Here is a 22,846-nt window from a genome sequence, read left to right as displayed (position 1 = left end):
TTTTTTCCTTCTTCCAGTGAATACCAGGCCAGGCCTGATATCCGCTGGAAAAATCTTTTCATTATTAACGGTTTATCTTCTGTGCCTGAGCTACACCAGCTTTCAGTACAGCCTTGTATTCTTTAGGGAATACTTTCACGAAGTGGCGCAGCTGGTTTTCCCAGTCTTTTAATATGAATTTAGCCACGGTGCTGTTCGTGTAGGCGTGATGTTTAGTGATCAGGTCGTGCAGGGCGGCCACATCATCCTGGTCCAGCGGATCAAGATCAATCATGTCGCGGTTGCAGTGGTTGGCGAAGGAACCATTAACATCGTACACATAAGCGATACCGCCGCTCATACCTGCGCCGAAGTTGCGACCTGTTTCACCAAGGATCACGGCTTTCCCGCCGGTCATATATTCGCAACCGTGGTCGCCTACTCCTTCTGCCACGATGGTAGCTCCGGAGTTGCGTACGCAGAAGCGTTCGCCGGCTTTCCCGCGGATATAGGCTTCACCGGAGGTGGCGCCGTAGAAACATACGTTGCCCGCAATGATATTTTCTTCGGCTTTGAAACCAGCTTCTCCGTGAGGATAGAGAATCAGTTTGGAGCCAGACAGTCCTTTACCGAAATAGTCATTGGCTTCTCCTTCTAGTTCCATGGTGATGCCCTTGGTAGTGAAGGCGCCGAAGCTCTGCCCCGCGGAGCCTGTGAATTTGAAGTGCAGGGTATCTTCCGGCAGGCCTTCGCTTTTGTATCGCTTAGACACTTCGTTGGAAAGAATGGTCCCTACTGTGCGGTCTGTATTTTTAACGGTATACTGTTGATATACTCTTGTTTTTTTATCCAGGGCAGGCTGGGCTGCTTTGAGCAGCTGCCAGTCCAGCACTTCGCTGATACCATGATCCTGTTCTTCCTGTTTGTACAGGCCTGTTTCAGGAGCGGCTGGTTCTTTGTAGAGTATGGGCGAGAGGTCCAGTTTCTGTGTTTTCCAGTGGGTGATGCCCTCGCGCATTTGCAGGCAATCTACCTGGCCTACCATTTCGTTGATGGTACGGAAGCCCAGATCAGCCATGATTTCGCGCAGTTCTTCCACCAGGAAGTTGAAGAGGTTTACCACGTGCTGAGGATCGCCGGAGAAGCGTTTGCGCAGCTCTCCATCCTGTGTGGCTACACCTACAGGGCAGGTATTGAGATGGCATTTACGCATCATGATACAGCCTTCTACTACAAGAGCAGCAGTGGCTACGCCCCATTCTTCGGCGCCAAGCAGGGTGGCGATAGCGATATCGCGGCCTGTTTTCAGCTGACCGTCTGTTTGCAGCACTACCCTGCTCCGCAGTTTGTTTTTCACCAGCGTCTGGTGAGATTCTGCGAGGCCCAGTTCCCAAGGGAGGCCGGCATGTTTGATAGAGCTTTCCGGAGAGGCGCCGGTACCGCCATCATGACCGGATACCAGTACTACGTCGGCATGTGCTTTGGCCACGCCGGCAGCGATGGTGCCTACACCGGCTTTGGATACCAGTTTTACGCTGATACGGGCGGCACGGTTGGCATTTTTCAGGTCATAGATGAGCTGTGCCAGGTCCTCGATAGAATAAATATCGTGGTGTGGTGGTGGCGAGATAAGACCTACACCTGGTGTGGAGTGTCTCACTTTCGCAATCCAGTCGTCCACTTTATGGCCGGGCAGCTGTCCGCCCTCACCGGGTTTTGCGCCCTGGGCCATTTTAATCTGTAGTTCGTCGGCATTGGTCAGGTAGTAGCTGGTTACGCCAAAACGGGCGCTGGCTACCTGTTTGATAGCAGAACGCATAGAGTCGCCGTTGGGCAGTTGCTCGTAGCGTATTTCATCTTCTCCCCCTTCACCGGTATTGCTTTTGGCACCAATACGGTTCATGGCAATGGCCAGGGTGGAGTGGGCTTCGTGTGAGATAGAACCAAAGCTCATAGCTCCTGTAGCGAAACGTTTCAGGATGGTGCTGGCTGGTTCTACCTCCTCGATGGAGATGGAAGAACGGTTACGCCTGAACGAAAACAGACTACGAAGTGTGCAGGCTTTTTCGCTCTGGTCATTAACGGCCTTGGAGTATTTTTTAAAGATGCTGTAGTCGCCCATACGGGTAGAATACTGCAGCAGGTGTATGGTAGTAGGATTAAAGAGGTGAAACTCCCCTTTGCGTTTCCATTGGTATACGCCGCCTTCTGTAAGCCGTTGTACCGGTTTTTCCTTGCGGCCGTAGCCCATCCAGTGTTTAGCCAGTGTTTCACGGGCGATTTCGTCGAGGCCGAGGCCTTGTATACGGGATACCGCGCCGGTGAAGTATTTGTCTACCACCTGCTGGTTGATGCCCAGTATTTCGAAGATCTGTGCACCCTGATAAGATTGCAGGGTGGAGATGCCCATTTTGGAGAATACTTTCAGGAGGCCGTCGCAGATGGCTTTGATATAGTTTTTCTTCAGTTTGTCCACATCGCAGGAGGTGTCCAGTTTGTTGGACAGCTTCAGGTCGCGGATGGTGCTGAGGGCCAGATAAGGATTTACAGCGGTGGCGCCGAAACCGAGCAGGCAGGCGAAGTGGTGTACTTCCCATACATCGCCGGCTTCCACGATGAGACCTACCGAGCCACGGATACCTTTGCGGATCAGGTGGTGGTGTACAGCGGAAGCAGCCAGCAGAGAAGGAATGGCAGCGTGTTCAGAGTCGATTGCGCGGTCTGAGAGGATGATCACTTCAAAGCCATCTTCCACTGCATCTACAGCGTAGCGACAGAGACGTGCCAGGCCTTTTTCAAGGGAGCCGGGTTTGCCGTCGGCCTTGAAGTAGGTATGCAGTGTTTTAGCCTGAAACAGACCGGTGTCAATACTGCGAATCTTCTCCAGCTCGTAGTTGTTGAGGATAGGATGGCGCAGTGCCAGGCTATGACAGTGCAGCGGATCTTCATCAAGCAGGTTGCCATTGCCGCCTACGAAGGTGGCGAGTGACATCACCAGTCGTTCCCGGATGGGATCGATGGGTGGGTTGGTTACCTGGGCAAATAGCTGTTTGAAATAGTTGGCCAGATGTTGCGGCTGGTTGCTCAGTGCTGCCAGCGGTGTATCGGTGCCCATGGAGCCTATAGGCTCTTTGCCGTCGATGGCCATGGGTGAGATGATATGCTCCAGGTCTTCTGTGCTGTAGCCAAAAGCGCGCTGGTATTTGAATATCTGATCGTGTTCGAGGTGGCTGAAGGTAACCCTTGGCTCTGGCAGCTCTTCCAGGCGGATCTTGTATTTGTTGAGCCATTCGCCGTAAGGCTGCTGGGAACAGATCTGTTGTTTGAGCTCTTCGTCGCCGATAATGCGGCCCTGGTCCATGTCTACGATAAACATTTTACCGGGTTGCAGGCGGCCTTTCTGTTTAACATTCTTTGGATCGATAGGCAATACGCCGGCTTCTGAGGCCATGATCACGCGATCATCTTTGGTCACCACAAAGCGGCTGGGGCGTAAACCGTTACGGTCCAGGGTGGCACCGATGATTTTACCATCGGTGAAGGAGATGGATGCCGGTCCATCCCAGGGCTCCATGAGGGAGGCGTGGTATTCGTAAAATGCTTTCTTTTCTGCAGCCATGTCTTCGTTGCCATCCCATGCTTCCGGGATGAGCATCATCATTACATGAGGCAGGGAGCGGCCTGTCATGGTCAGCAGCTCTATAACGTTGTCGAGGCTGGCGGAGTCTGACTGTCCTTCTTCTACGATGGGCAGTAGCATGTCCATTTCCTCCGGCGTGAAATATTTGGATACAAAGTCACGCTCACCGGAACGGAGCCAGTTGAGGTTTCCTTTGAGTGTATTGATTTCCCCGTTGTGGGCGATATAGCGGTAAGGGTGGGCCAACCGCCAGCTGGGGAAGGTATTGGTCGCAAAACGGGAGTGGATGAGGGCAAAGGCGGATACCATCTTCTCATCGCTCAGGTCAGTATAATAATGGCGTACCTGATAGGTCGTCAGCTGACCTTTATATACGATTGTTTTATAGGAAAGGGAGGCGATGTAGAACAGCGCTTTTTCCTTTGGAATAGTATTACGTACGGTTTTGGAGACGTAGTTGCGGAGTACGAACAGCTTACGCTCGAATGCTTCCGGATCGCTGATATGATAAGGACAGGCAATAAATACCTGTTCTATTTCCGGCTCTACAGACAGGGCGGATTCACCGATGCCATCAGGGCGAACGGGTACTTTACGGTAGCCCAGTATCTCCAGGCCCAGCTTTTCAGCACTGCGTTGCAGTATTTCCCTGCATTCTTCGCGCCAGCGCGGTTCTTTCGGGAAAAAGATCATGCCTACGCCATACTTACCAAATTCGGGTAAGCTGATGCCTAATCGCAGGCATTCATCATACAAAAATTCATGAGGTACCTGGAACAGAATTCCTGCACCATCTCCTGTGTTTTGCTCACAACCGCAGGCTCCGCGGTGTTCCATGTTTTCCAGCATGGTGAGGGCATCACGTATAATATGGTGGGATTTACGCCCTTTGATGTGAGCCGTAAAACCTGTTCCGCAGGCGTCATGTTCAAATTCCGGACGGTATAAACCTTGCGTTTGCTTCACTTCATCCATTTGGTTTAGATTTTTTGCTTTGACACACCCCTCCCTTCTGACTTGCGTCGATGGGTGGTGTACGATATAATTCGGGAACGGTTTAAAGATACTAAAGGAAGGCGGGATTTTTTATACAAATTTTTGTTAGAAGCAAAAAATTTAGAAAAAAATAAAATGAAGGTGCTTATTGTTAGAATTTATAAAAAAATGACTGCGACGCAGGGCCGATTCCCGACCGTGAATGGTAAATACCTCTTTTTTGGAGGTTTTATCAATATAATAAGACCACTTTCATAGCCGGAAAGATGATTTTCCTAATTTTAAGGATCATTTACCATTCTATAACCCGTGCCTATATACGATGTCTATAAAATACTCCCTGATATTTGCCAGCCTGCTGACTGGTTTTGCACAGCAGGTCCGGGCCCAGTATCCGTCCGAGGATACGATTAAAACAATCAATACCAATAAGATAGAGCTGACTAAAAAACCGCAGTTGTCTGCAGACAAGCTTCCGTATAAAATCAGCGGTATCGAGGTGGTTTGTGTTGTATGGGATACTGCCCATATGGGCTATCTGCGGGTAGGCATGGAGTTCGCCTTCCAGTCTTATGTACCAGACAGGAATATGAGTTCCTACCTGGCAGATTATATTGATAAAGCCTATTCACATCTATATACACCTGATGGCGTCAAATTGCTATGGGTGGTGGAAGACCTGCGCGTTGCGGCAAGAGGGGCCGGGATAATGGAAAAATCTTATGTGCGCCTGAAAGCTACTGTTTATGGCTCACCTGACGGTATGCAATACAAACGGCTTAATACGGTGGATGATATTAAGATGAGCTCCGGAATGCTTGCCAACTTTAAGCATAAGACAGATATCGCTGAAGCCCTGAATAGGTTACTGCTGAAATCACCCGAAACCGGCGAATCGTTTTTGACTAAAGCAAGTATTGTTACACGACATATTAGGAAAAGAGAAATTCCTGCATTGATGGCTGCCAAACTAAATGATGGCGTCTATATGAGCTTTGAGGAGTTCAGGGAAAATAATCCTTCTATCAGGACTTTTGAGATGGAGAAACATAGGCGACAACTGGATGTTTTTAAGATCATGCCAGATGGAAAGAAAGAGTCCTTAATTAGTTGCTGGGCCATTGTAAAAGATGGAGAGGCATACAGGGTTGTAGAGGATATGTTTCTGCCTATAGAAAAGCAGGGCTATGGGTATATTTTTTCTGATTTTATAGAGAATCGCAAAAGAAGGAAAAGCTTCAGGAGACGGGGAGCTCCGGTGGATGGGATTGCCGGCAGCCTTATTTTGTCAACGGCTCCTTTTATTGTAGATACAGATAACTTCCGTTTTCTGGACCCTCGTCCGCCAGCCACGGCTATTGATATGGAAACGGGCGCATTTATTTTCTAATACGCCCGTTTCTGAATATTATGGTTCAAAGACAAATGCCGTCTTTCCGTTCTGGATCTGCATCCTGAGTGGTTCGCTGAGCGGACTTTCGTTCTGAAGCCTGTCGAGTGCTGTTACTACATAGGTGTAGAGTTTACCTTTTACATACGTCAGGTCTTTGTATTCCGGATCAGAAGACTGCGGCAGGATGGCCAGTATTTTCGTAGGGTCGCTGACGTTAATAGGTTCGTTTTGCTCAAAACGATACAGTACGTATTGTTTGGTGCGGCCGCTAGTATCGTCATCTGACCAGTGTATTTCCAGTCCCCCCGGCCGTTCAAAGGCATCTATAAAATAAGGAGGGTATGGTGTGGTGTTGGGCAGCCAGGGCATCAGCGGGCGCAGCGCCGGGTATTTATAGAAATGGTTGCGCAGGGAGTCTTCTATACCGAGGGGATTACCTCTGAAAGACTTGGCACTGTAGAAGATGCTACCCTGAATGGTGTTGAGGGTACGGACTTCTTCGATCTGTCTGGGCAGTTCGTCCGGATTTTTCCAGGCGGCACTGCTGCCTATCCGGTATACGCCATGACCGATAAATATATTCCGGCCGTATCCGTGCTGGCTCCACCAGTTGAGCAACACTTCATAATCGGCGAGGCGGTGACCACGTTCCCAGTACAATTGAGGGGCAGCATAGTCTATCCAGCCTTTTTTCAGCCATTTTAATATATCTGCATAAAGATCATCATAATTGGTCATGCCTCCATGTGTGTAGGAGCCTTCAGGGTCTTTGCTGCGATCACGCCATACGCCGAAGGGACTGATCCCGAATTTCACCCAGGGCTTTTCGGCCTTGATGGCTGCACTCAGCATCTCAATGATGGCGTCTACGTTGGCTCTGCGCCAGTCGTCTTTCATCACACCATTACCATACAGGCGGTAGGAAACATAATCGGGGAACTCCTTGCCCGGCACCCGGTATGGATAAAAGTAGTCATCAAAGTGGACGGCATCTATATCATAACGTTTTACCACATCACGCACGATCATGGTAACATAGGTCCTTACCTCTGGGATACCCGGATCGAAGTACTTTTTGTTATCGTAAGTCAGAAACCACTGTGGCTTCAGGCGGGTGATATGGTTGGCGGCCACACTGTTGCGGCTCACATTAAACACGGCCCTGTAGGGGTTGAACCAGGCATGAAACTCCATACCGCGTTTATGCGTTTCTTCAATCATAAACTGAAGAGGATCATAATATGGGTTGGGTGCCTGTCCCTGAGTGCCGGTGAGGTATTCAGACCAGGGCTCGTATGGGGATGCATAAAATGCGTCTGTTACCGGACGTATCTGTGCAACCACGGCATTCATGCCATTGCGCTGCATCTGATTTAGCAAATCAATGAATTCCTGTTTCTGCTGCTCTGTGGGTAGGCCCCGTCTGGAAGGCCAGTCAATATTCTCCACTGTGGCGATCCACACCCCTCTCATTTCCCTTTTGGGGGGTAACTGTGCCGATGCCTGTTGCGCCAAGCCTACACACAAGGCTACGCCGGCTAATAATTGCTTCAACATCTACCTTATTTAAACCGTAAGATGCGAAAATAGCAAAAAGGAAGTCTGTTTTTATCGCTAATTATATGATTCTTATGCTGGTATGATCAGCGTTTGTATTTAAACACCCTGTTTTATCATTTCCTGGCATGCACGAATCCGGATGGAGACTGGATAATATCAGCCACAGGATGTTGTGCGATGGTAAGGAGTGTTAATAAAATGGCAAAAAAGAATCTCACTCCCGGAAAGGTTCCGTGAGCAGGAGTGATTGCCAGTAACGAAGGAGAATTTATAAAGACGGAACAGTTTTAGATTTTCCGCTGCATGTACTGAGAATAATCCGGAAGGATTACTTCATAGTCCTGATGCATCAACGGAGATGTGAGAAGGAAGTCGGCAGATGCGCGGTTGCAGGCCACGGGGATATTCCATACTACGCCCAGGCGCAGCAGTGCCTTGATATCCGGATCGTGTGGCAGGGCTTCCATGGGGTCCCAGAAGAAGATGATCACATCGAGAGCTCCTTCCGCTACCAGCGCGCCTATCTGCTGGTCGCCGCCGAGAGGGCCGCTCAGCAGCTTCCTGACAGAAACGTCCAGCGCCTCTTCTATCAGCTTGCCGGTGGTGCCGGTAGCATATAGTTCATGGCGGCTTAATACTGTTTTGTTGTAGGTAGCCCACTCAATCAGTTCGGCCTTTTTATGGTCGTGTGCGATCAGTGCTATCCTTTTGCGTGCTTTCAGCGTCTTTGTTGTCTGCATAGGCTACAAAAGTAATAAGCCGCCAGTAAAAAATAAATGCAAAATTTTAATAATATTATCGGCCATCGACAGTATTAAAAATGGCCAGGTCCCGATCAAAGCTATAGAGGCCGCCTTTGTCTTCACCGATGATCTTCAGTTTGTCGAGGATATGACGGGCCATGCGCTCTTCTTCGATCTGTTCGGTCACATACCACTGCATAAAATTGTGGGTCGCGTAGTCTTTTTCATGCAGGGAGAGGTCTACCAGGTGGTTGATTTCTTTGGAAACTTTCAGTTCGTGGGTATATACCTGATCAAAAATATTATGTAAGTCTTTGAATTTCAGGCTGGGTTGTTTTAATGCGGGGACAATGCCGTGTCCGCCTCTTTCATTGATGAATTTTAACAGTTTCAGCATATGCACTCTTTCTTCATCAGAATGCCGGTAAAGAAACTGAGCAACGCCGTTATAGCCTTGTACTTCGGACCAGGAGGCCATAGCGAGGTAATACTGAGAGGAGGCGGCTTCCATTTCTACTTGCTGGTTCAGGGCAGCTTCAATTTTTGCGGAGAGTTCTTTCAATAACATGACCTTAAATTTTAATGTAAATAAGAGAAGGGGGCAGCGTGGATATAGTATTGTTGCTGCTTATAACGTTATTGTAAAATTCGATGAGGTTTTCCACATGACCGGGCAGAAATTCTGCCTGGAAAATGCTACCTTTGTCAGGAAAATTAGGATAAAATGATTAAAACAGGAAATCCGATCATCAGCATATATACAGAAATGACACCCAATCCGGAAACAATGAAGTTTGTGGCTAACAAACTGTTGTATCCGGGCAAAAGCATTGATTTTCCGGATGAAGCCAGCGCAAAACCATCACCCCTGGCGATGGAATTGTTCAGCTTCCCTTTCATCAGGGGAGTATTCATCATGGCTAACTTCATTACGCTTACTAAAACCAGTGAAACAGACTGGAACGATATAATCCCTACGGTAAAAGCCTTCCTGAAGGAGTACCTGGAGGATAACCGCCCTGTTATCAACGAAGACGAAGTGGTAGTGACCAAATCCACCGCCAGCAACGCCGTAAGTGCTGATGACAGCGACGTAGTAAAAAGAATTAAGGAACTGCTGGAAAACTATGTGAAACCTGCGGTAGAAATGGATGGCGGTGCCATTCAGTTCAAAGGCTATGATGCCGGTACGGTTACACTGATGTTGCAGGGTTCCTGCTCAGGCTGCCCGTCTTCCATGATTACGCTGAAATCCGGTATTGAAGGGATGATGAAACGTATGATCCCTGAAGTGAAGGAAGTAGTGGCAGAAGCAGAATAGCCATAGTTGAGTGAATGATAGTGTTAAATGAAAGCACAGTCTTTATTGGCTGTGCTTTTTTATTTTTACGTTTTAGAAATAGCGACAATGAAAGGATTACTGGTTTTGTTGACCGGACTGGCCATAGCTGCCCAGCCGGTACAGGCACAAAAAAAGAAGAACATCGACAGCAGCGCTGCCATTATCACCTACGGGATGCGCAGCAACGGAAAAGAATTCGGTAACGGACTGCAACTGATCATCGACCACAACAGGGCACATATCATTCCCGGAGGCCCCGCTCCCAAAGAACAACAATACCTCGACCTGACCGAAAAAAATACCTATCAGGTGCTTGGCACTCCTAACGGGAACATCTACACGCTAAAGAAACCTTTTGGAGAATATACACAGGCCGAACTGCTGCCCGGTACCGACACCATCCTGGGCCATGTATGCAAAAAAGCCCGCCTCTTTATCCGCTCCAACACCATCGAAGTTTGGTACACCGATAAACTGGCCCTCAAAGGAACACCCAATCTTACCATCGCACCCGGACTGGGCCTGGTTCTCAAAATAGTACGCAACGGCAACAGCGAAACCTTCGCCAAACAGATCACTTACCGCAAAATTACACCAGCAGAACTGGCCTGGCCTTCCCAATTCGGACAACAAGTAGACGATGCCGCCTATATGCGCGAAGTCATCGACAGCCGCTACACCACCCTGCCGGTGTTTGAACAGGAACAGATCAGCTGGGGCAATAACAACACTAATCCTGCTGATGACCAGACCGGCCTCACCTACCACTATGCCGGTGGTACCGTGATCCTCAAAAAGGTAAAACTGCCAGCCGCTAAAAAGGGAGAAACCATGTTTGCTGAACTGGTGCAATACTCTAACGGTGACGCCTATGACCGTACCGGCTCTGTATTCATGATCCCTACCGACAAAGCATCTTCCTTCCTGGACGGCCTCCGTAAAGGCGCTGCTGCATTGCCATTGTTTACCGCCAGAAACGGTAAACAATATCAGGGCATGGTGGCAACAGACAACTATCAGCCTGCGCTGGAAATACTCCGCTTTTTCACCCCATTTGGTGTACATCATTTCAACGATCAGGTGAAAATCAAAGGTTATCACTGGGCTGATTCCGTGATGTACAAACAGGATATCACCGAACTGCAACACAGATTACAAGGAGAAGTATGGCTGGGCGTATACATCGGTAACTACGACAAAGGCGGCCATAAAGTAAGCCTCCGCTTTAAATACTATCCCGGCGATGGGGAAGATGAAAACACATCCACACCCAACTGGAGCCTCCCCATCTTCAACACTACCAACCTGATGGAGATGGCCGGACAGGAATATCCTTCTCTCTTTGATAAGGATTCCCTGACCGTAACTGTTAATATCCCTGAAGGTATCCGTAATCTGCAACTGCGTTATATCACCACCGGCCACGGCGGCTGGGGCGGCGGCGATGAATTTAATCCCAAGCAGAATGAAATATTTGCGGACGGAAAAAGGGTGTATCATTTCATTCCATGGCGCACTGACTGTGGAACTTACCGCCTGTCTAATCCTGCATCCGGCAACTTTGGTAACGGACTGTCTTCTTCAGACCTGAGCCGTTCCAACTGGTGCCCTGGTACGCTGACATCACCAGTATTTATTTCACTGCCAGACATGACGCCGGGAGTGCACACCATCCGCGTGGCCATTCCGCAGGGCGCTCCAGCCGGCACCAGCCAGAGTTTCTGGGATGTGTCCGGAACACTGATCGGTACATTGAAAAAATAATTCATTCGCTGCAATACTTACATTTGTTTTATGAATGATATCATAGCGGGTTTGCAAAACAGCTTTCATGAAATGACATGGCTGGAAGCTATTGCAGTGTTATTTGCCGTATTGTCGGTCATCTTCCAGAAAAAAAACAATATTCTCGTATATCCTACCGGTATCATCAGTACCGGTATTTATACCTATCTCCTGTCCAGAGAACACTTTAAACTCTATGCAGACGCTACGCTCAATGCCTATTACCTGGTGATGAGTATTTATGGATGGGTATACTGGGCCCGGCAAGGCCCGGCCAAACCAGCGGTGAAGATCAGCCGGAGCACTCCACGGGAGATGACCATGGCGATCTTCATCGCCCTGACGGGATGGGCTGTTTTTTATATACTGTTGGCCAATTTCTCCGATTCCAATGTGCCGGTGATGGATGCCTTCATTTCTGCTACGGCCTGCGGTGGCATGTGGCTGCTGGCCAAAAGAAAACTGGAAAACTGGATACTACTCAACATATCCAACTTTGTAGCGGTACCGCTGTTGTTTTACAAGCATCTGTACCTCACCGCTTTCCTGACCATCTTTTTGTTTATCATCGCTATCTTCGGATATCTCAGCTGGCGTAAGGCAGTGCTGGAACAGGAAATAACGCAGTCATGAAAAAAGTAGTAGTCATAGGGCCTGAGTCTACAGGCAAAAGCACCCTCAGCGCAAAACTTGCGGAACATTTTCATACAGTATGGACACCGGAATACGCCCGTGAATACCTGGAGGAACTGTCACGCCCCTACGAACAGCAGGATCTGCTGACGATTGCCGAAGGGCAGCTCCGGCTGGAACATGAACGGGCCGCCAGAGCCAATCAGGTGCTGATCTGTGATACCGATCTGTATGTGATAAAAGTGTGGAGTGAACATAAATATCAGGAATGCGATCCCCGCATCCTGAAGGAAATAGCATCACAGCAATGCGATCATTATCTGCTTACCTATATAGACCTGCCTTGGGAAGAAGATCCCCAGCGCGAATATCCTGATCCGGAGATGAGGACCTATTTCTATCAGGTATACAGGGATATCGTGATGCAGTCCGGGGTAACCTGGACGGATATACGAGGTAGTTATCAGCAAAGGGAAACGCAGGCTATTGAAGCGGTAACGCGGTTGCTACAATCGTAGGGATTATTTGAGACCGGTAACGAGCTCCATGATATCCGGGTCCGGCGCGAGGTTACGCATCTGTATCAATATCTTCCGCTGTCTCCAGGCGGTGATCCGGGCCGGTGGATTAACAGTATACTTTACCGGATTGGGAAGACTGGCCGCAATCATGGCTGATTCTTCCCGGTTCAGACTGGCGGCATTCTTGTTATAGTAAGCCTGCGCTGCAGCTTCTATACCAAAGATGCCGTCGCCCGTTTGGGCCACATTGAGATACATTTCCAGTATACGCTGTTTACCCCAGATCTTTTCGATCATAAAAGTGAAATACACTTCCAACCCTTTTCGTACCCAACTACGACCTTGCCAAAGAAACACATTTTTAGCCACCTGCTGACTGATAGTGCTGGCGCCTCTTATCTTCTTGCTGGTTTGGTTGTGTTTCATCGCTTTTTCGATGGATTTGTAATCAAAGCCATCGTGATCAGGGAAGAGCTGGTCTTCGCTGGCGATGACAGCCAGTTTGGCGTGCTGGGATATTTCATCATAGCTGACCCAGGTTTTGTGAAGCGTTTTGTCTGTGCCCCACAAGCTGAACCAGCTGGATATCATAGTGAGCGTAATCGGTGGATTCACCCACCGTAGTATGATAATGTAGACTAATTGTGCGACAAATAGGACCAGCAATACCCGTTTCAATCTTCTCCACGTTCTGGGGACAATGCCTTTTAACTTCATTCAACGTAGGTTTAGAAAAATCGGGCTGAAAGGTAGGAAGTAATTGTGGAATTATGAATTACAAATTGCAGATTAAGTTATTGTGAGGATATAATTTGGTAAATTTACAGTAGCAGCAAACGAATACTGCACTGGTTGTCATTGAGCATTTTTCATTTCTAATTTTTATGTTATGCTGTTGAACGTACACCCTGAAAATCCGAATCCCCGTCATATTAAAACGATCATCGAATGCCTCAGAGACGGAGGTATCATCATCTATCCTACAGATACCGTATATGGCCTGGGCTGTGATATTACCCAGCACAAGGCGATTGAACGGATAGCCCGTATCAAACAGATAGATCCTAAAAAGGCGCATTTTTCCTTTATCTGCTATGACCTCAGTCATCTGTCTGACTACGCCAAAAGTGTAGACACACCGGTGTTCAGAATGTTGAAAAAAGCGTTGCCCGGCCCTTATACTTTTATCCTGCCAGCAAGCAAAATGGTACCCAAGTTGCTGAAAACCAAAAAGGACACTGTGGGTATCAGGGTGCCGGACAATAATATCTGCAGAACAATCGTAAAAGAACTGGATAATCCGCTGATGAGTACTACCCTGCCGATAGAACACTACGTGGAAGAATATACGGACCCGGAAATCATTTATGAGAAATTCGGGAAGGTGGTAGATATTGTGGTGGATGGAGGTCCTGGCGGGATGGCATTTTCAACGGTGGTGGATTGTACTGGTCCGGAACCGGAACTGATCAGGGAAGGCCTCGGTAGTTATGACGCGATTTCCTAAAAATTGCTTCAAAATAACAAGATGATAAAACGTTGGATAACAGTTTGTTTGATCATAGGGCCTGTTTTGACGCAGGCGCAAACATTGCTGCGGAAGCCGGTCCGGCTCCTGCCTGCAGGTAAGCCGGTGGGATCTGTTCTGGCTACTTGCCCCGCTCCCGTTTTTCCCCGGCCGGCTACTACGGTATATCCAATAAATCCCCTGGCACCTAATGCTTATTATGATCAGCATTTCGGCTTTTTTTGTAAACAGGAATGGACCTGGCAAAAACATACAGGCGTCCCTGTTAAATTAAGGTTGGGAAACTACGATTATACCCAGCGATATGAAGGAAAATAAATCCAACACATTAAAAAATAAACAGTTAAAAACAAATGCTTGACTCCGTCAAATAAATATATTTGACAAAAGCAATTAAATAAAAAGTCATCTTAAAAACAAAGCCCACATTGACGTAAAATCAATGTGGGCTTTGTTTTTTCTAAAAATATAATCATCCGCTTACATCTTCATTCATCAGGAGAATCAGCGGCATCAGTATTCATCACAGTTTCAGCTTCTTCGCGATATCAGCCGGCAGTGCTTTTTTGTTAACCATAAAGCAAGTGGTTTTGTAGGCGAAGTAAGGCATAGAAGCGTAGAAGTATCCCTGGCCGAAGTTGTCGGTGCCCCAGGAGTTTTTCACGCGGAAGTATTTGTTGCCGTTCTGATCTTTTACGATGCCTACGATGTGCATGCCGTGGTCGTCCTGTGTTTCGTAGTTATCGAAGGCCAGCTGGCGTACTTCGGGGGTGATAGTTTTTTCTGTTCCTGGCTGGAGGAACAGGTTTTTCTTTTCTTCAGCAGACATATCAGACCAGTCTTTCTCTGGAACGATGGCCAGTCCATCTTTGAAGTTGAAGCCTTTTTCGCTTACGTCAGCAGCCCAGGCGAGGGTATAACCGTTGGTAACGGCTGTTTCCGCGATACGGGTGAAATCGTCGAGGGTTACGTTGTAAACTTTTTCCCAGTTCCAGTTGTCTGGCACTTCCAGTACAAACTGTGAGTTGTACGGGTGGTGGGTGAAGGAAGAGATCAGGACATAATCATCAGCATTGAGGCCCAGTTCTTTAGCAAAGGACTGCGGCGTATAGGATTTACCGTTATAGGTGAATTTCTCAGGAGCTTCGCCCATGTAGCCGTTCAGCACGCCATCAAAAGCTTTTTTCCAGTCGGGGTTGATGGTGCCATTGGCATTGCCGATGGTTTTGGTCAGACCTTCCAGTAGACCTTCCATTTCGGCGTGGTTGTACATTTTACCTTTGTTGCCATCGTAAGCGCTTTGTGGTACGAGGCCGTATTCACGCAGGCAGAGCAGATCGTCGGGGAAACCACCGCCTTCACCGAAGTTGGCTTTACCATGCATCCTTACATAGTTGATGGCTTTCAGCGGGTACATTTTACGTACAACGAACATTTCGCTCAGGTTAAGGCCTTTGCCTTTACCATTACGGAGCAGTTCAGACTCAAAAAAGGACAGGCCGGAGAAAGACCAGCAGGTACCGGTGCGACCCTGGTTCTGTACATCTCCTGCATCCATATTTTTAATAACGGTAAACTGGTAGCGGCTACCCTCCACATTGGTGCTGGTTTGTGCAAATGCTGCGGTGCTGCAAAGCATAGCTGCACTAATCATCCATTTCTTCATGAGTTAAGACAGGTTTTTTAGACAAGGGCCAAAAATAAGGGAAAGGAGGTATTCATCCTGAGAAAAGATGGATGAACGGAAGCCTGCTACAGCATCACACCGTTTTTATTGTTCCTGATATTGTCCTCTGGTAATTTCCCATTCCCAGAGATCTTCATTTTCCTTGTTTTTAACAGTGCCAACAAATCGCATTCCTGCTTTTTGTAATATCTTAACGGAAGCATTGTATTCTTCTTCGGTATGGGCAATAACTTTTTGTACGTAAGAGTGGCCAAAAGCGAAGCGGACAAGTGCCTGGGCCATTTCGGAGCCCAGCCCCTGTTCACGGTAGTCCTGGGATATTTCATACCCCATCTCCACAATACCCTGATGGTTGGGCTTGCCCTTAAAGCCACCGGCGCCGATCAGGCGTTTATCTTCCCGGTGAATAACCAGGTAAAAAAACCATCCCAGCATGGATGGGTCATTGCGTAATTTGTCATATGCTACCAGCACCATTTCGGGATATTCGGTCCAACCTTCCGGAACGGTGATACCCAGAAGATCGGCGAGTGTATCATTGCCTTGTAATAGCGACTCAAAATGCTGCAATGTGCAAGGCAACAATTGTAGTCGGGGAGTTTGGATCATGCTCTGAAACTAGTAAACTGTTTTGGGAAATACAAGAGGTTATCAAAATTGCGCATCTGCAGAAATGAACAACGAATACAAGCAGAAAGCCTTAATAGTCAGCTATATAGACCGTCTGCTTGTACTTTACTGTTCATCGCAGGAATGCCGTTTTATTAGTGGGCCTGCAGCCAGTTTTGACCGGTTCCCATTTCTGCTTCAACAGGAACGGCCAATGGTAATGCATTTTTCATGCATTCCATTATCAGGGGTTTAATGATGTCGAGTTCGGAACGATGGGCGTCAAATACCAATTCGTCATGCACCTGCAGGATCATTTTTGATTGCAGCTTTCTCTCTTTAAACGCCTTGTGAATTGCGATCATGGCCAGTTTGATCATATCAGCGGCCGTACCTTGTATGGGCATGTTGATCGCATTCCTTTCTGCATAACCACGTACTACTGCATTGGAAGAGTTGATGTCTTTCAGCCATCTTTTTCTGCCCAACATCGTTTGTACGTAACCGTTAGTTTGTGCAAACTGTATCTGATCGTCCATATATTTTTTAATGGACGGATACTGTGCGAAATAGTTATCGATCAGTGTTTTGGCTTCACTTCTGGCAATGCCCAGATTTTCTGACAGCCCGAAAGCACTCACGCCGTAAATGATACCGAAGTTGACGCTTTTGGCGTTGCGACGCATTTCGGAAGTTACTTCTTCCAGGGGCACATTGTACACCCTGGCGGCGGTAGCTGCGTGAATGTCTATCCCTTTACGGAAAGCATCGATCATCTGTGTGTCTTCACTGATAGCCGCGATGATGCGCAGCTCTATCTGTGAATAGTCGGCAGACAGCAGCACATAATCTTCACTGCGGGGCACAAAAGCTTTCCTCACTTCCCGGCCGCGGTCGGTGCGGATAGGAATATTCTGCAGGTTCGGGTTGTTGGAACTGAGACGTCCGGTTACCGCTACAGCCTGATTATAGGAAGTATGTACACGGTTAGTCCGTTTGTTGATCATTAACGGTAACGCATCTACGTAAGTAGACTTCAGCTTGCTGAGCTCACGGAAGATCAGGATGTCTTCTACGATCTTATGTTTGCTGGAAAGCTTCTGCAGCACGTCTTCTCCGGTGGCATACTGTCCGGTTCTGGTTTTTTTGGCTTTCGGGTCCAGCTGTAATTTTTCAAACAGCACCTCACCCAATTGTTTGGGAGATGCCAGTTTGAATCTTACGCCGGCTTGTTCATACACGCTTTCTTCTGCACGTTTTATTTCTGTTTCCAGTTCGCGGGAATAGTCGGCCAGTGCTGCAGTATCGATGGCAATGCCTTCATACTCCATGTCTGTCAGTACTTTCACGAGTGGGTTTTCCACATCGTAAAAAACTTTTTCCACGCTTTTCTGTGGCAGCATTGGCGCGAAGGTATGTTTCAGCTGTAAGGTGATATCAGCATCTTCTGAAGCGTATTCCTTTATTTTTTCCACTTCCACGTCCCGCATGCTACCTTGTCCCTTCCCTTTTTTACCGATCAGGGATTCGATGGGAACAGGCTCGTATTGAAGGTATTGTGCACTCAGCGCGTCCATGCTCCTGCGGCCTTCCGGCTCAACGAGGTAATGGGCGAGCATGGTATCAAAAAGTGTGGTGGTAACATCCAGTCCGTACCATTTGAGTACCAGCATATCGTATTTGATATTCTGGCCTACCAGTGTGATGGACGGGTGCTGAAAGAGTGGCTGGAACTCGTGCAGGATAGCCTTGGCAGCCTCATGGCTGGCAGGCATGGGAATGTAGTAAGCGGCGCCTTTTTTGTAGGAAAAACTCATACCTACAATGTCGGCCTCGTTGGCGTCGGTACCGGTGGTTTCCGTATCAAAGGCCACTTCCTGCTGTTGCAGCAGGGAAGCCAGTAATTCGGCTCTTTTTTCCGGTGTGTCTATCAGCACATAGTCGTGGGGCGTATTGTGGATATTTTTGTCCGGAGCGAGGAAAGTGGTGGCTTCGATGGTTTCTTCGGCTTCAGCCACGGCTGTTTCCACTGGCTGACCGAAGAGGTCGGTTTGCACCACTTTAGCTTTGGCTTTGGGTTCGGGGGCGCTGCCGGCGAAGGCGAAGTTGTCACCCAGCACTCTTTTGCCGAGGCTTTTGAACTCCAGTTCTGTAAATATTTCCGACAGTTTTTCTTTGTCTATATCCGACAGGCTAAAATCTTCTTCATGAAATGTTACCGGTACATCGGTGATGATAGTGGCCAGTTCTTTGGACATCAGGGCGTTTTCACGGCCTGCCTTGATTTTTTCCGCCATTTTACCGCCGATGGCATCCGCATTGGCCAGCACATTCTCGAGTGTTTCGTACTGTGCCAGCAGCTTCATAGCTGTTTTTTCACCAACGCCGGCGATACCGGGGATATTATCCACCGCATCACCCATCAGGCCCAGGATATCAATTACCTGGTGTACATCTTTGATCTGCCACTTTTCGCACACTTCTTTAGGGCCCAGGATTTCTTCCTTACTACCCATGTACGGCGGTTTGTAGATGAAAACGTTGTCTTTTACCAGCTGCCCGTAGTCTTTATCGGGTGTCACCATATACACCGTGTAACCGGCGTCTGCGGCCTGCCAGGCAAGTGTTCCGATCACGTCATCGGCTTCATAGCCATCCAGTTCCACCACCGGAATATTGAACCCTTCGATGATTCGTTTGATATCAGGGAGGGCATCCAGCAGATCTTCAGGCGCATCTTCACGGTTGGCTTTATAATCGGTAAAAGTAGTATGGCGTTCTGTGGGCGCATGTGTATCAAAAGCAACAGCCAGATGGGTCGGTTTCTCCTTATTGATAAGATCCAGCAACGTAGTGGTGAATCCAAACTGCGCATTAGTATTACGTCCGGTGCTGGTGAGCCTTGGATTTCTGATCAGTGCATAATATGCCCTGTAAATCAGCGCCATGGCATCCAGTAAAAATAATTTCTTTTGCATTACTAAACCTACAAGAATTAATTTGATGCACAAAATTAAGATAGTACCACAATATACACGCAGCAATGTAATTTTAACCTGGAAATAAGTAGCATATGAGCAAGATATATCATTTGTCCACCTGCAGTACCTGTAAAAAGATCCTTGAAGAAATCAAGGCAAAAGAAAGAGGAATTGCACTACAGGACATCAAAAAAGAAAAAATTACACCGGAGCAGCTCGAAGAGATGCATGCTCTCGCAGGAAGCTATGAAGCCCTGTTCAGCCGCAGATCACAACAATACCGGCCGATGGGTCTTCATGAGAAGACACTCACCGAACATGATTACCGCGATCTGATTCTACAGGAATATTCTTTTCTGAAACGCCCCGTGGGCGTTACTGCAGGAAGGATTTATATAGGGTCTGAGGTTAAACAAATGTAACGGTGATTTATTTGATGAATGCTGATGCTGATGTTAGTTTTCGCTCATCAGGGGCATCAGCATTCATCAATTAATCAAAGTAGTGTTTTGATGAAATTCTTTACCACATTCTTGTACAGATACATGTCCTGATCGTGGTGGAATGATTTGAAAGGAAAGCGGGCTGCTTCGTCGAGCGCAGTTTTAAGATCAAATTGCTCCTGAGGAATGGAATAGAAATAACCTTTTTCCATCAGGTATTCGCCGAGGTATACCTGTTCTGACTGGCCGGGAGTGGGAACGAGGATGGCTCTTTTGTTGAGCTTTGCCAGGTCCATGAGCGTAGTATAGCCGGAACGGCTCAAAACCATATCGGAGGCCAGCATGGCTTCGTTTAACTCTTTGGCGTTCAGATGGTTTACGTGGGTAACACCGGGCGCTACCTCTTCATGGTAGGGTGTGCCTGGTTTTCCGCTGACGATCAGTGCTTTGAGGGAGTGTGTTTTCACCTGGTCGAGCACCAGTTTCTCCAGGTTGGAGCGTTGAGGCTCGGGGCCGGAGATGAGTACCAGCAGGTCGTATTTTTTTTCGATGTCTGTGCGAGGCTCAAAGCGGCTCAGACAGCCGATATAGGTAGTGTTGGAAGGGAGTTGCGCAGGATGGGCCAGTTCACCGGAAAGGTTATTGTTGCCGGCAAAATCAGGGATCCAGCAGGCGCTGTATTTACGGATAAAGCTATAGTTGAGTTTCTGCAGGGTCCTTTCTATCCAGCCGCCAAAAGGTGTTTTGATCAGCAACTGGTGTGTGATGAAAACGGTGGGAATTTCCTTGTGGTAGAGGCCGAAACGGTTGTCGGAAATAACGGCGCTGATCTGATATTCTTTTACCACTTTATTCAGCCAGCGTTGTTCATATTTTATTGCGCTAACGATCTTTGGAATTTGTTGTATGATCTTGATTCCGAAGAACTTGCCTTTCTGTGCATATTGAATGCGGTAGCCAGGGAGCGGTAAAATGGTGATTTCCGGAAATTCCTGTTTTAACAATGCGGCATGCTTGCCTTCGGCGGCAATAAAAATCTGCGCGCCTGCGTTAAGCATTTCATAGATGAGCGGAATATCGCGGGTGGCGTGTCCGAGGCCCCAGTCCAGCGGCACGATTAAAATTTTTACGGGAGGCAGGATTGTGGACAAATAAATTGGATTTTTTTTGCGAATTTAGCTTAAATTACAAAGGGTGATTGTTAAGAAAAGGTAAACTCTTAGAGGGAAGGATTTATATTTAACTGGAAGTATATTAATTAGCAATATGAAAAGGCTCAAATGGATGGTGATCTTTTTTCTGTGTGGAAGTTTAACGATGACAGGTTGCAAAGTGTTTAAGAAAAATGATTGCGGTTGTCCCACTATGAACAAAAAACGAATGCATTAAAGACTCACTGACACCAAACATTGAAAACGATTTTTACCTTATCTTTTTGGATTATCCCATGAAAACCTAGCCAAACAATATTTCGGGGAACAGTCAAAATTTTTTTCATGAAACCGGTAGATAGAGATTTATTAATCCTGCTACATGAAGATAGGTACACAGAGCAGCAGATCCAGTCTGCAGTAAGGCAGATCAGTGAGATGTTGTCTTTAATTGAAACAATGGATTATCTGTGCGCAGTAATGGAAGTAGTAGATTGCAACAAAAGCAGAATTACCAGCAAACGATCGGCGCTGGAAAAAGCAATTTCCCGCAAAGCACATAAACCTTTTGAGTTTATTATCCATCGTAACTAGCAGTAGCGCGTCACACATCACAATTCCCGCAAAGTAGCCAATGCCAGCTGCTCATCGCTCCATTGTGTATTTTATTAAATTCTTGTTGTACGTTTGCCATCAAACAAACCCAAATAAGTGATGGCAGATTTTTCGCACCTGCAGGATTTTTTGCAACCTGTTTCCAAAGCATTTCTGAATGATGATCTGGAATATGATGCATTCCAGATAGGAGGTGTTATTGATGCTTATGAAGAAGACCATCATCCGGACCTGGATGCTGCTGATGTCGTATTGCTGGGTGTAGGAGAAGAAAGAGGCAGCGCCACCGGCAAAACCGGTACCCAAGGCCCCGATGCCATACGCCGGGAATTTTTCCGCCTGTACAACTGGCACCGTGATATCAAACTGGCTGATGTCGGAAACCTCCGCTCCGGCGCTTTCCTCGCAGATGCCTATGCCGCCATGAAAACAGTGGTTAGTGAATTGGTACAGGCTAATAAAACCGTTATTATACTGGGTGGCTCACATGATCTTACCTATCCCCAATATAAGGCCTATGCGGCTCATCAGCTGATTATTGAAGCTACGGTAGCCGATGCACTTATCGATCTGCAGGAAGAGTCTTCTCTGCGCAGCGAACGGTTCCTGATGGACATTCTTACCGAACAGCCTAACTATCTCCGTCATTATAATCATCTTGGTTTCCAGAGTTATTTCGTACATCCGCGTATGTTAGAAACACTCGACAAACTGCGTTTCGACTGTTACCGCCTCGGCCGTATCCGGGAGAACATAGAAGAAGCAGAACCCGTGTTACGTCATTCCGATATGTTCAGCCTCGATATCAATATTATCAGGCATACAGATGCACCAGCCAACCACCTCTCTCCCAACGGCTTCAGTGGCGAAGAGGCTTGTTCTCTCACCCGTTATGCCGGTATGAGCAGCCGCCTGTCTTCCTTCGGTATCTATGGTTATCGCCCCGAGAAAGACAAAGAACAGCTGACTGCACGGCAGATTGCGCAGATGATGTGGTACTTTATGGACGGACGTTCTGTGAAAAATAAAGAAGCACTCCTCGAAGACCGGGACTCCTTCTGGGAATTTCATATAGCCTTCTCCGATATAGAAACCGTATTCCTGAAAAGCAAACGTACCGGCCGTTGGTGGATGCAACTACCCGATCAGGAGTTTGTTCCCTGTGCTTACAACGATTACCTGCTGGCCAGCAACAATGAAATGCCGGAACGCTGGTTGCGCCATCAGGAAAGAATGTAGT

18 protein-coding genes are annotated in these 22,846 nt (G+C 47.6%); 9 read left to right on the top strand and 9 right to left on the bottom strand.

Annotated features, from left to right (window positions below; genetic code table 11):
* Positions 1 to 64: 64 nt before the first annotated feature.
* Positions 65 to 4,594: a glutamate synthase large subunit gene (gltB, locus tag DF182_RS13235; RefSeq protein ID WP_113616076.1), complete on the bottom strand. Its 4,530-nt coding sequence runs from the start codon at positions 4,592 to 4,594 to the stop codon at positions 65 to 67.
* 343 nt (positions 4,595 to 4,937) lie between these two features.
* Between gltB and DF182_RS13230 the strand changes: the two genes are divergently transcribed.
* Complete coding sequence (locus tag DF182_RS13230) at positions 4,938 to 6,005, top strand: hypothetical protein (RefSeq protein WP_113616075.1); 1,068 nt, start codon at positions 4,938 to 4,940, stop codon at positions 6,003 to 6,005.
* A gap of 18 nt (positions 6,006 to 6,023) precedes the next feature.
* Here the strand turns inward: DF182_RS13230 and DF182_RS13225 are convergent, their stop codons facing one another.
* From DF182_RS13225 to DF182_RS13215, 3 genes are all read right to left on the bottom strand, one after another.
* The gene (locus DF182_RS13225) at positions 6,024 to 7,565 is read right to left on the bottom strand and encodes a glycoside hydrolase family 10 protein (RefSeq protein WP_113616074.1); all 1,542 of its coding nucleotides are present in this window, start codon (positions 7,563 to 7,565) and stop codon (positions 6,024 to 6,026) included.
* Positions 7,566 to 7,855: 290 nt separating this feature from the next.
* Complete coding sequence (locus DF182_RS13220; RefSeq protein ID WP_113616073.1) at positions 7,856 to 8,308, bottom strand: methylglyoxal synthase; 453 nt, start codon at positions 8,306 to 8,308, stop codon at positions 7,856 to 7,858.
* A 55-nt stretch (positions 8,309 to 8,363) separates the two neighbouring features.
* Entirely contained in the window at positions 8,364 to 8,879 is a 516-nt protein-coding gene (locus tag DF182_RS13215) for a ferritin (RefSeq protein WP_113616072.1), read from the bottom strand.
* Positions 8,880 to 9,035: 156 nt separating this feature from the next.
* Between DF182_RS13215 and DF182_RS13210 the strand changes: the two genes are divergently transcribed.
* The 4 genes from DF182_RS13210 (at position 9,036) to DF182_RS13195 (ending at position 12,589) form a co-directional block, all read left to right on the top strand.
* Positions 9,036 to 9,632 carry a NifU family protein gene (locus tag DF182_RS13210; RefSeq protein WP_113616071.1) on the top strand — a complete coding sequence of 199 codons (597 nt, stop codon included), beginning with the start codon at positions 9,036 to 9,038 and terminating at the stop codon, positions 9,630 to 9,632.
* Between the two features lie 87 nt (positions 9,633 to 9,719).
* Positions 9,720 to 11,417, top strand: coding sequence for a PNGase F N-terminal domain-containing protein (locus DF182_RS13205; protein WP_113616070.1), 1,698 nt, complete (start codon positions 9,720 to 9,722; stop codon positions 11,415 to 11,417).
* Between the two features lie 30 nt (positions 11,418 to 11,447).
* Positions 11,448 to 12,071: a nicotinamide riboside transporter PnuC gene (pnuC, locus tag DF182_RS13200; protein ID WP_113616069.1), complete on the top strand. Its 624-nt coding sequence runs from the start codon at positions 11,448 to 11,450 to the stop codon at positions 12,069 to 12,071.
* A complete protein-coding gene (locus DF182_RS13195) occupies positions 12,068 to 12,589 on the top strand; it encodes an AAA family ATPase (protein WP_113616068.1) in 522 nt (173 codons plus the stop codon). Before pnuC ends, DF182_RS13195 begins: the two co-directional genes overlap by 4 nt.
* Positions 12,590 to 12,592: 3 nt before the next feature.
* On the opposite strand, the gene mtgA is transcribed toward DF182_RS13195, so the two are convergent.
* On the bottom strand, positions 12,593 to 13,309 hold the full coding sequence (gene mtgA / locus DF182_RS13190) for a monofunctional biosynthetic peptidoglycan transglycosylase (protein WP_113616067.1): 717 nt from the start codon (positions 13,307 to 13,309) through the stop codon (positions 12,593 to 12,595).
* Positions 13,310 to 13,481: 172 nt separating this feature from the next.
* On the opposite strand from mtgA, the gene DF182_RS13185 reads away from it, so the two are divergent.
* On the top strand, positions 13,482 to 14,099 hold the full coding sequence (locus tag DF182_RS13185; protein ID WP_113616066.1) for an L-threonylcarbamoyladenylate synthase: 618 nt from the start codon (positions 13,482 to 13,484) through the stop codon (positions 14,097 to 14,099).
* A gap of 544 nt (positions 14,100 to 14,643) precedes the next feature.
* On the opposite strand, the gene DF182_RS13175 is transcribed toward DF182_RS13185, so the two are convergent.
* From DF182_RS13175 to polA, 3 genes are all read right to left on the bottom strand, one after another.
* On the bottom strand, positions 14,644 to 15,786 hold the full coding sequence (locus tag DF182_RS13175; RefSeq protein WP_113616064.1) for a C1 family peptidase: 1,143 nt from the start codon (positions 15,784 to 15,786) through the stop codon (positions 14,644 to 14,646).
* 105 nt (positions 15,787 to 15,891) lie between these two features.
* Positions 15,892 to 16,416, bottom strand: a complete 525-nt coding sequence (locus tag DF182_RS13170) for a GNAT family N-acetyltransferase (RefSeq protein WP_113616063.1) — start codon at positions 16,414 to 16,416, stop codon at positions 15,892 to 15,894.
* A gap of 155 nt (positions 16,417 to 16,571) precedes the next feature.
* The gene (gene polA / locus DF182_RS13165; RefSeq protein ID WP_113616062.1) at positions 16,572 to 19,394 is read right to left on the bottom strand and encodes a DNA polymerase I; all 2,823 of its coding nucleotides are present in this window, start codon (positions 19,392 to 19,394) and stop codon (positions 16,572 to 16,574) included.
* 95 nt (positions 19,395 to 19,489) lie between these two features.
* On the opposite strand from polA, the gene DF182_RS13160 reads away from it, so the two are divergent.
* Positions 19,490 to 19,819, top strand: coding sequence for an arsenate reductase family protein (locus DF182_RS13160; RefSeq protein ID WP_113616061.1), 330 nt, complete (start codon positions 19,490 to 19,492; stop codon positions 19,817 to 19,819).
* 74 nt (positions 19,820 to 19,893) lie between these two features.
* Here DF182_RS13160 and DF182_RS13155 read toward each other — a convergent pair whose 3' ends face one another.
* A complete protein-coding gene (locus DF182_RS13155) occupies positions 19,894 to 20,991 on the bottom strand; it encodes a glycosyltransferase (RefSeq protein WP_113616060.1) in 1,098 nt (365 codons plus the stop codon).
* Between the two features lie 345 nt (positions 20,992 to 21,336).
* Here DF182_RS13155 and DF182_RS13150 point away from each other — a divergent pair, with 345 nt between their 5' ends.
* Together DF182_RS13150 and DF182_RS13145 are read left to right on the top strand one after the other, a co-directional pair.
* A complete protein-coding gene (locus DF182_RS13150; RefSeq protein ID WP_113616059.1) occupies positions 21,337 to 21,585 on the top strand; it encodes a hypothetical protein in 249 nt (82 codons plus the stop codon).
* A gap of 120 nt (positions 21,586 to 21,705) precedes the next feature.
* Positions 21,706 to 22,845, top strand: a complete 1,140-nt coding sequence (locus tag DF182_RS13145; RefSeq protein WP_113616058.1) for a formimidoylglutamase — start codon at positions 21,706 to 21,708, stop codon at positions 22,843 to 22,845.
* Position 22,846: the final 1 nt, after the last annotated feature.

This window comes from Chitinophaga flava (assembly GCF_003308995.1).
Lineage (GTDB): Bacteria > Bacteroidota > Bacteroidia > Chitinophagales > Chitinophagaceae > Chitinophaga > Chitinophaga flava.
The sequence above is the reverse complement of the archived record's forward strand: the minus strand, read 5'-3'. Positions and strand labels throughout refer to the sequence as shown.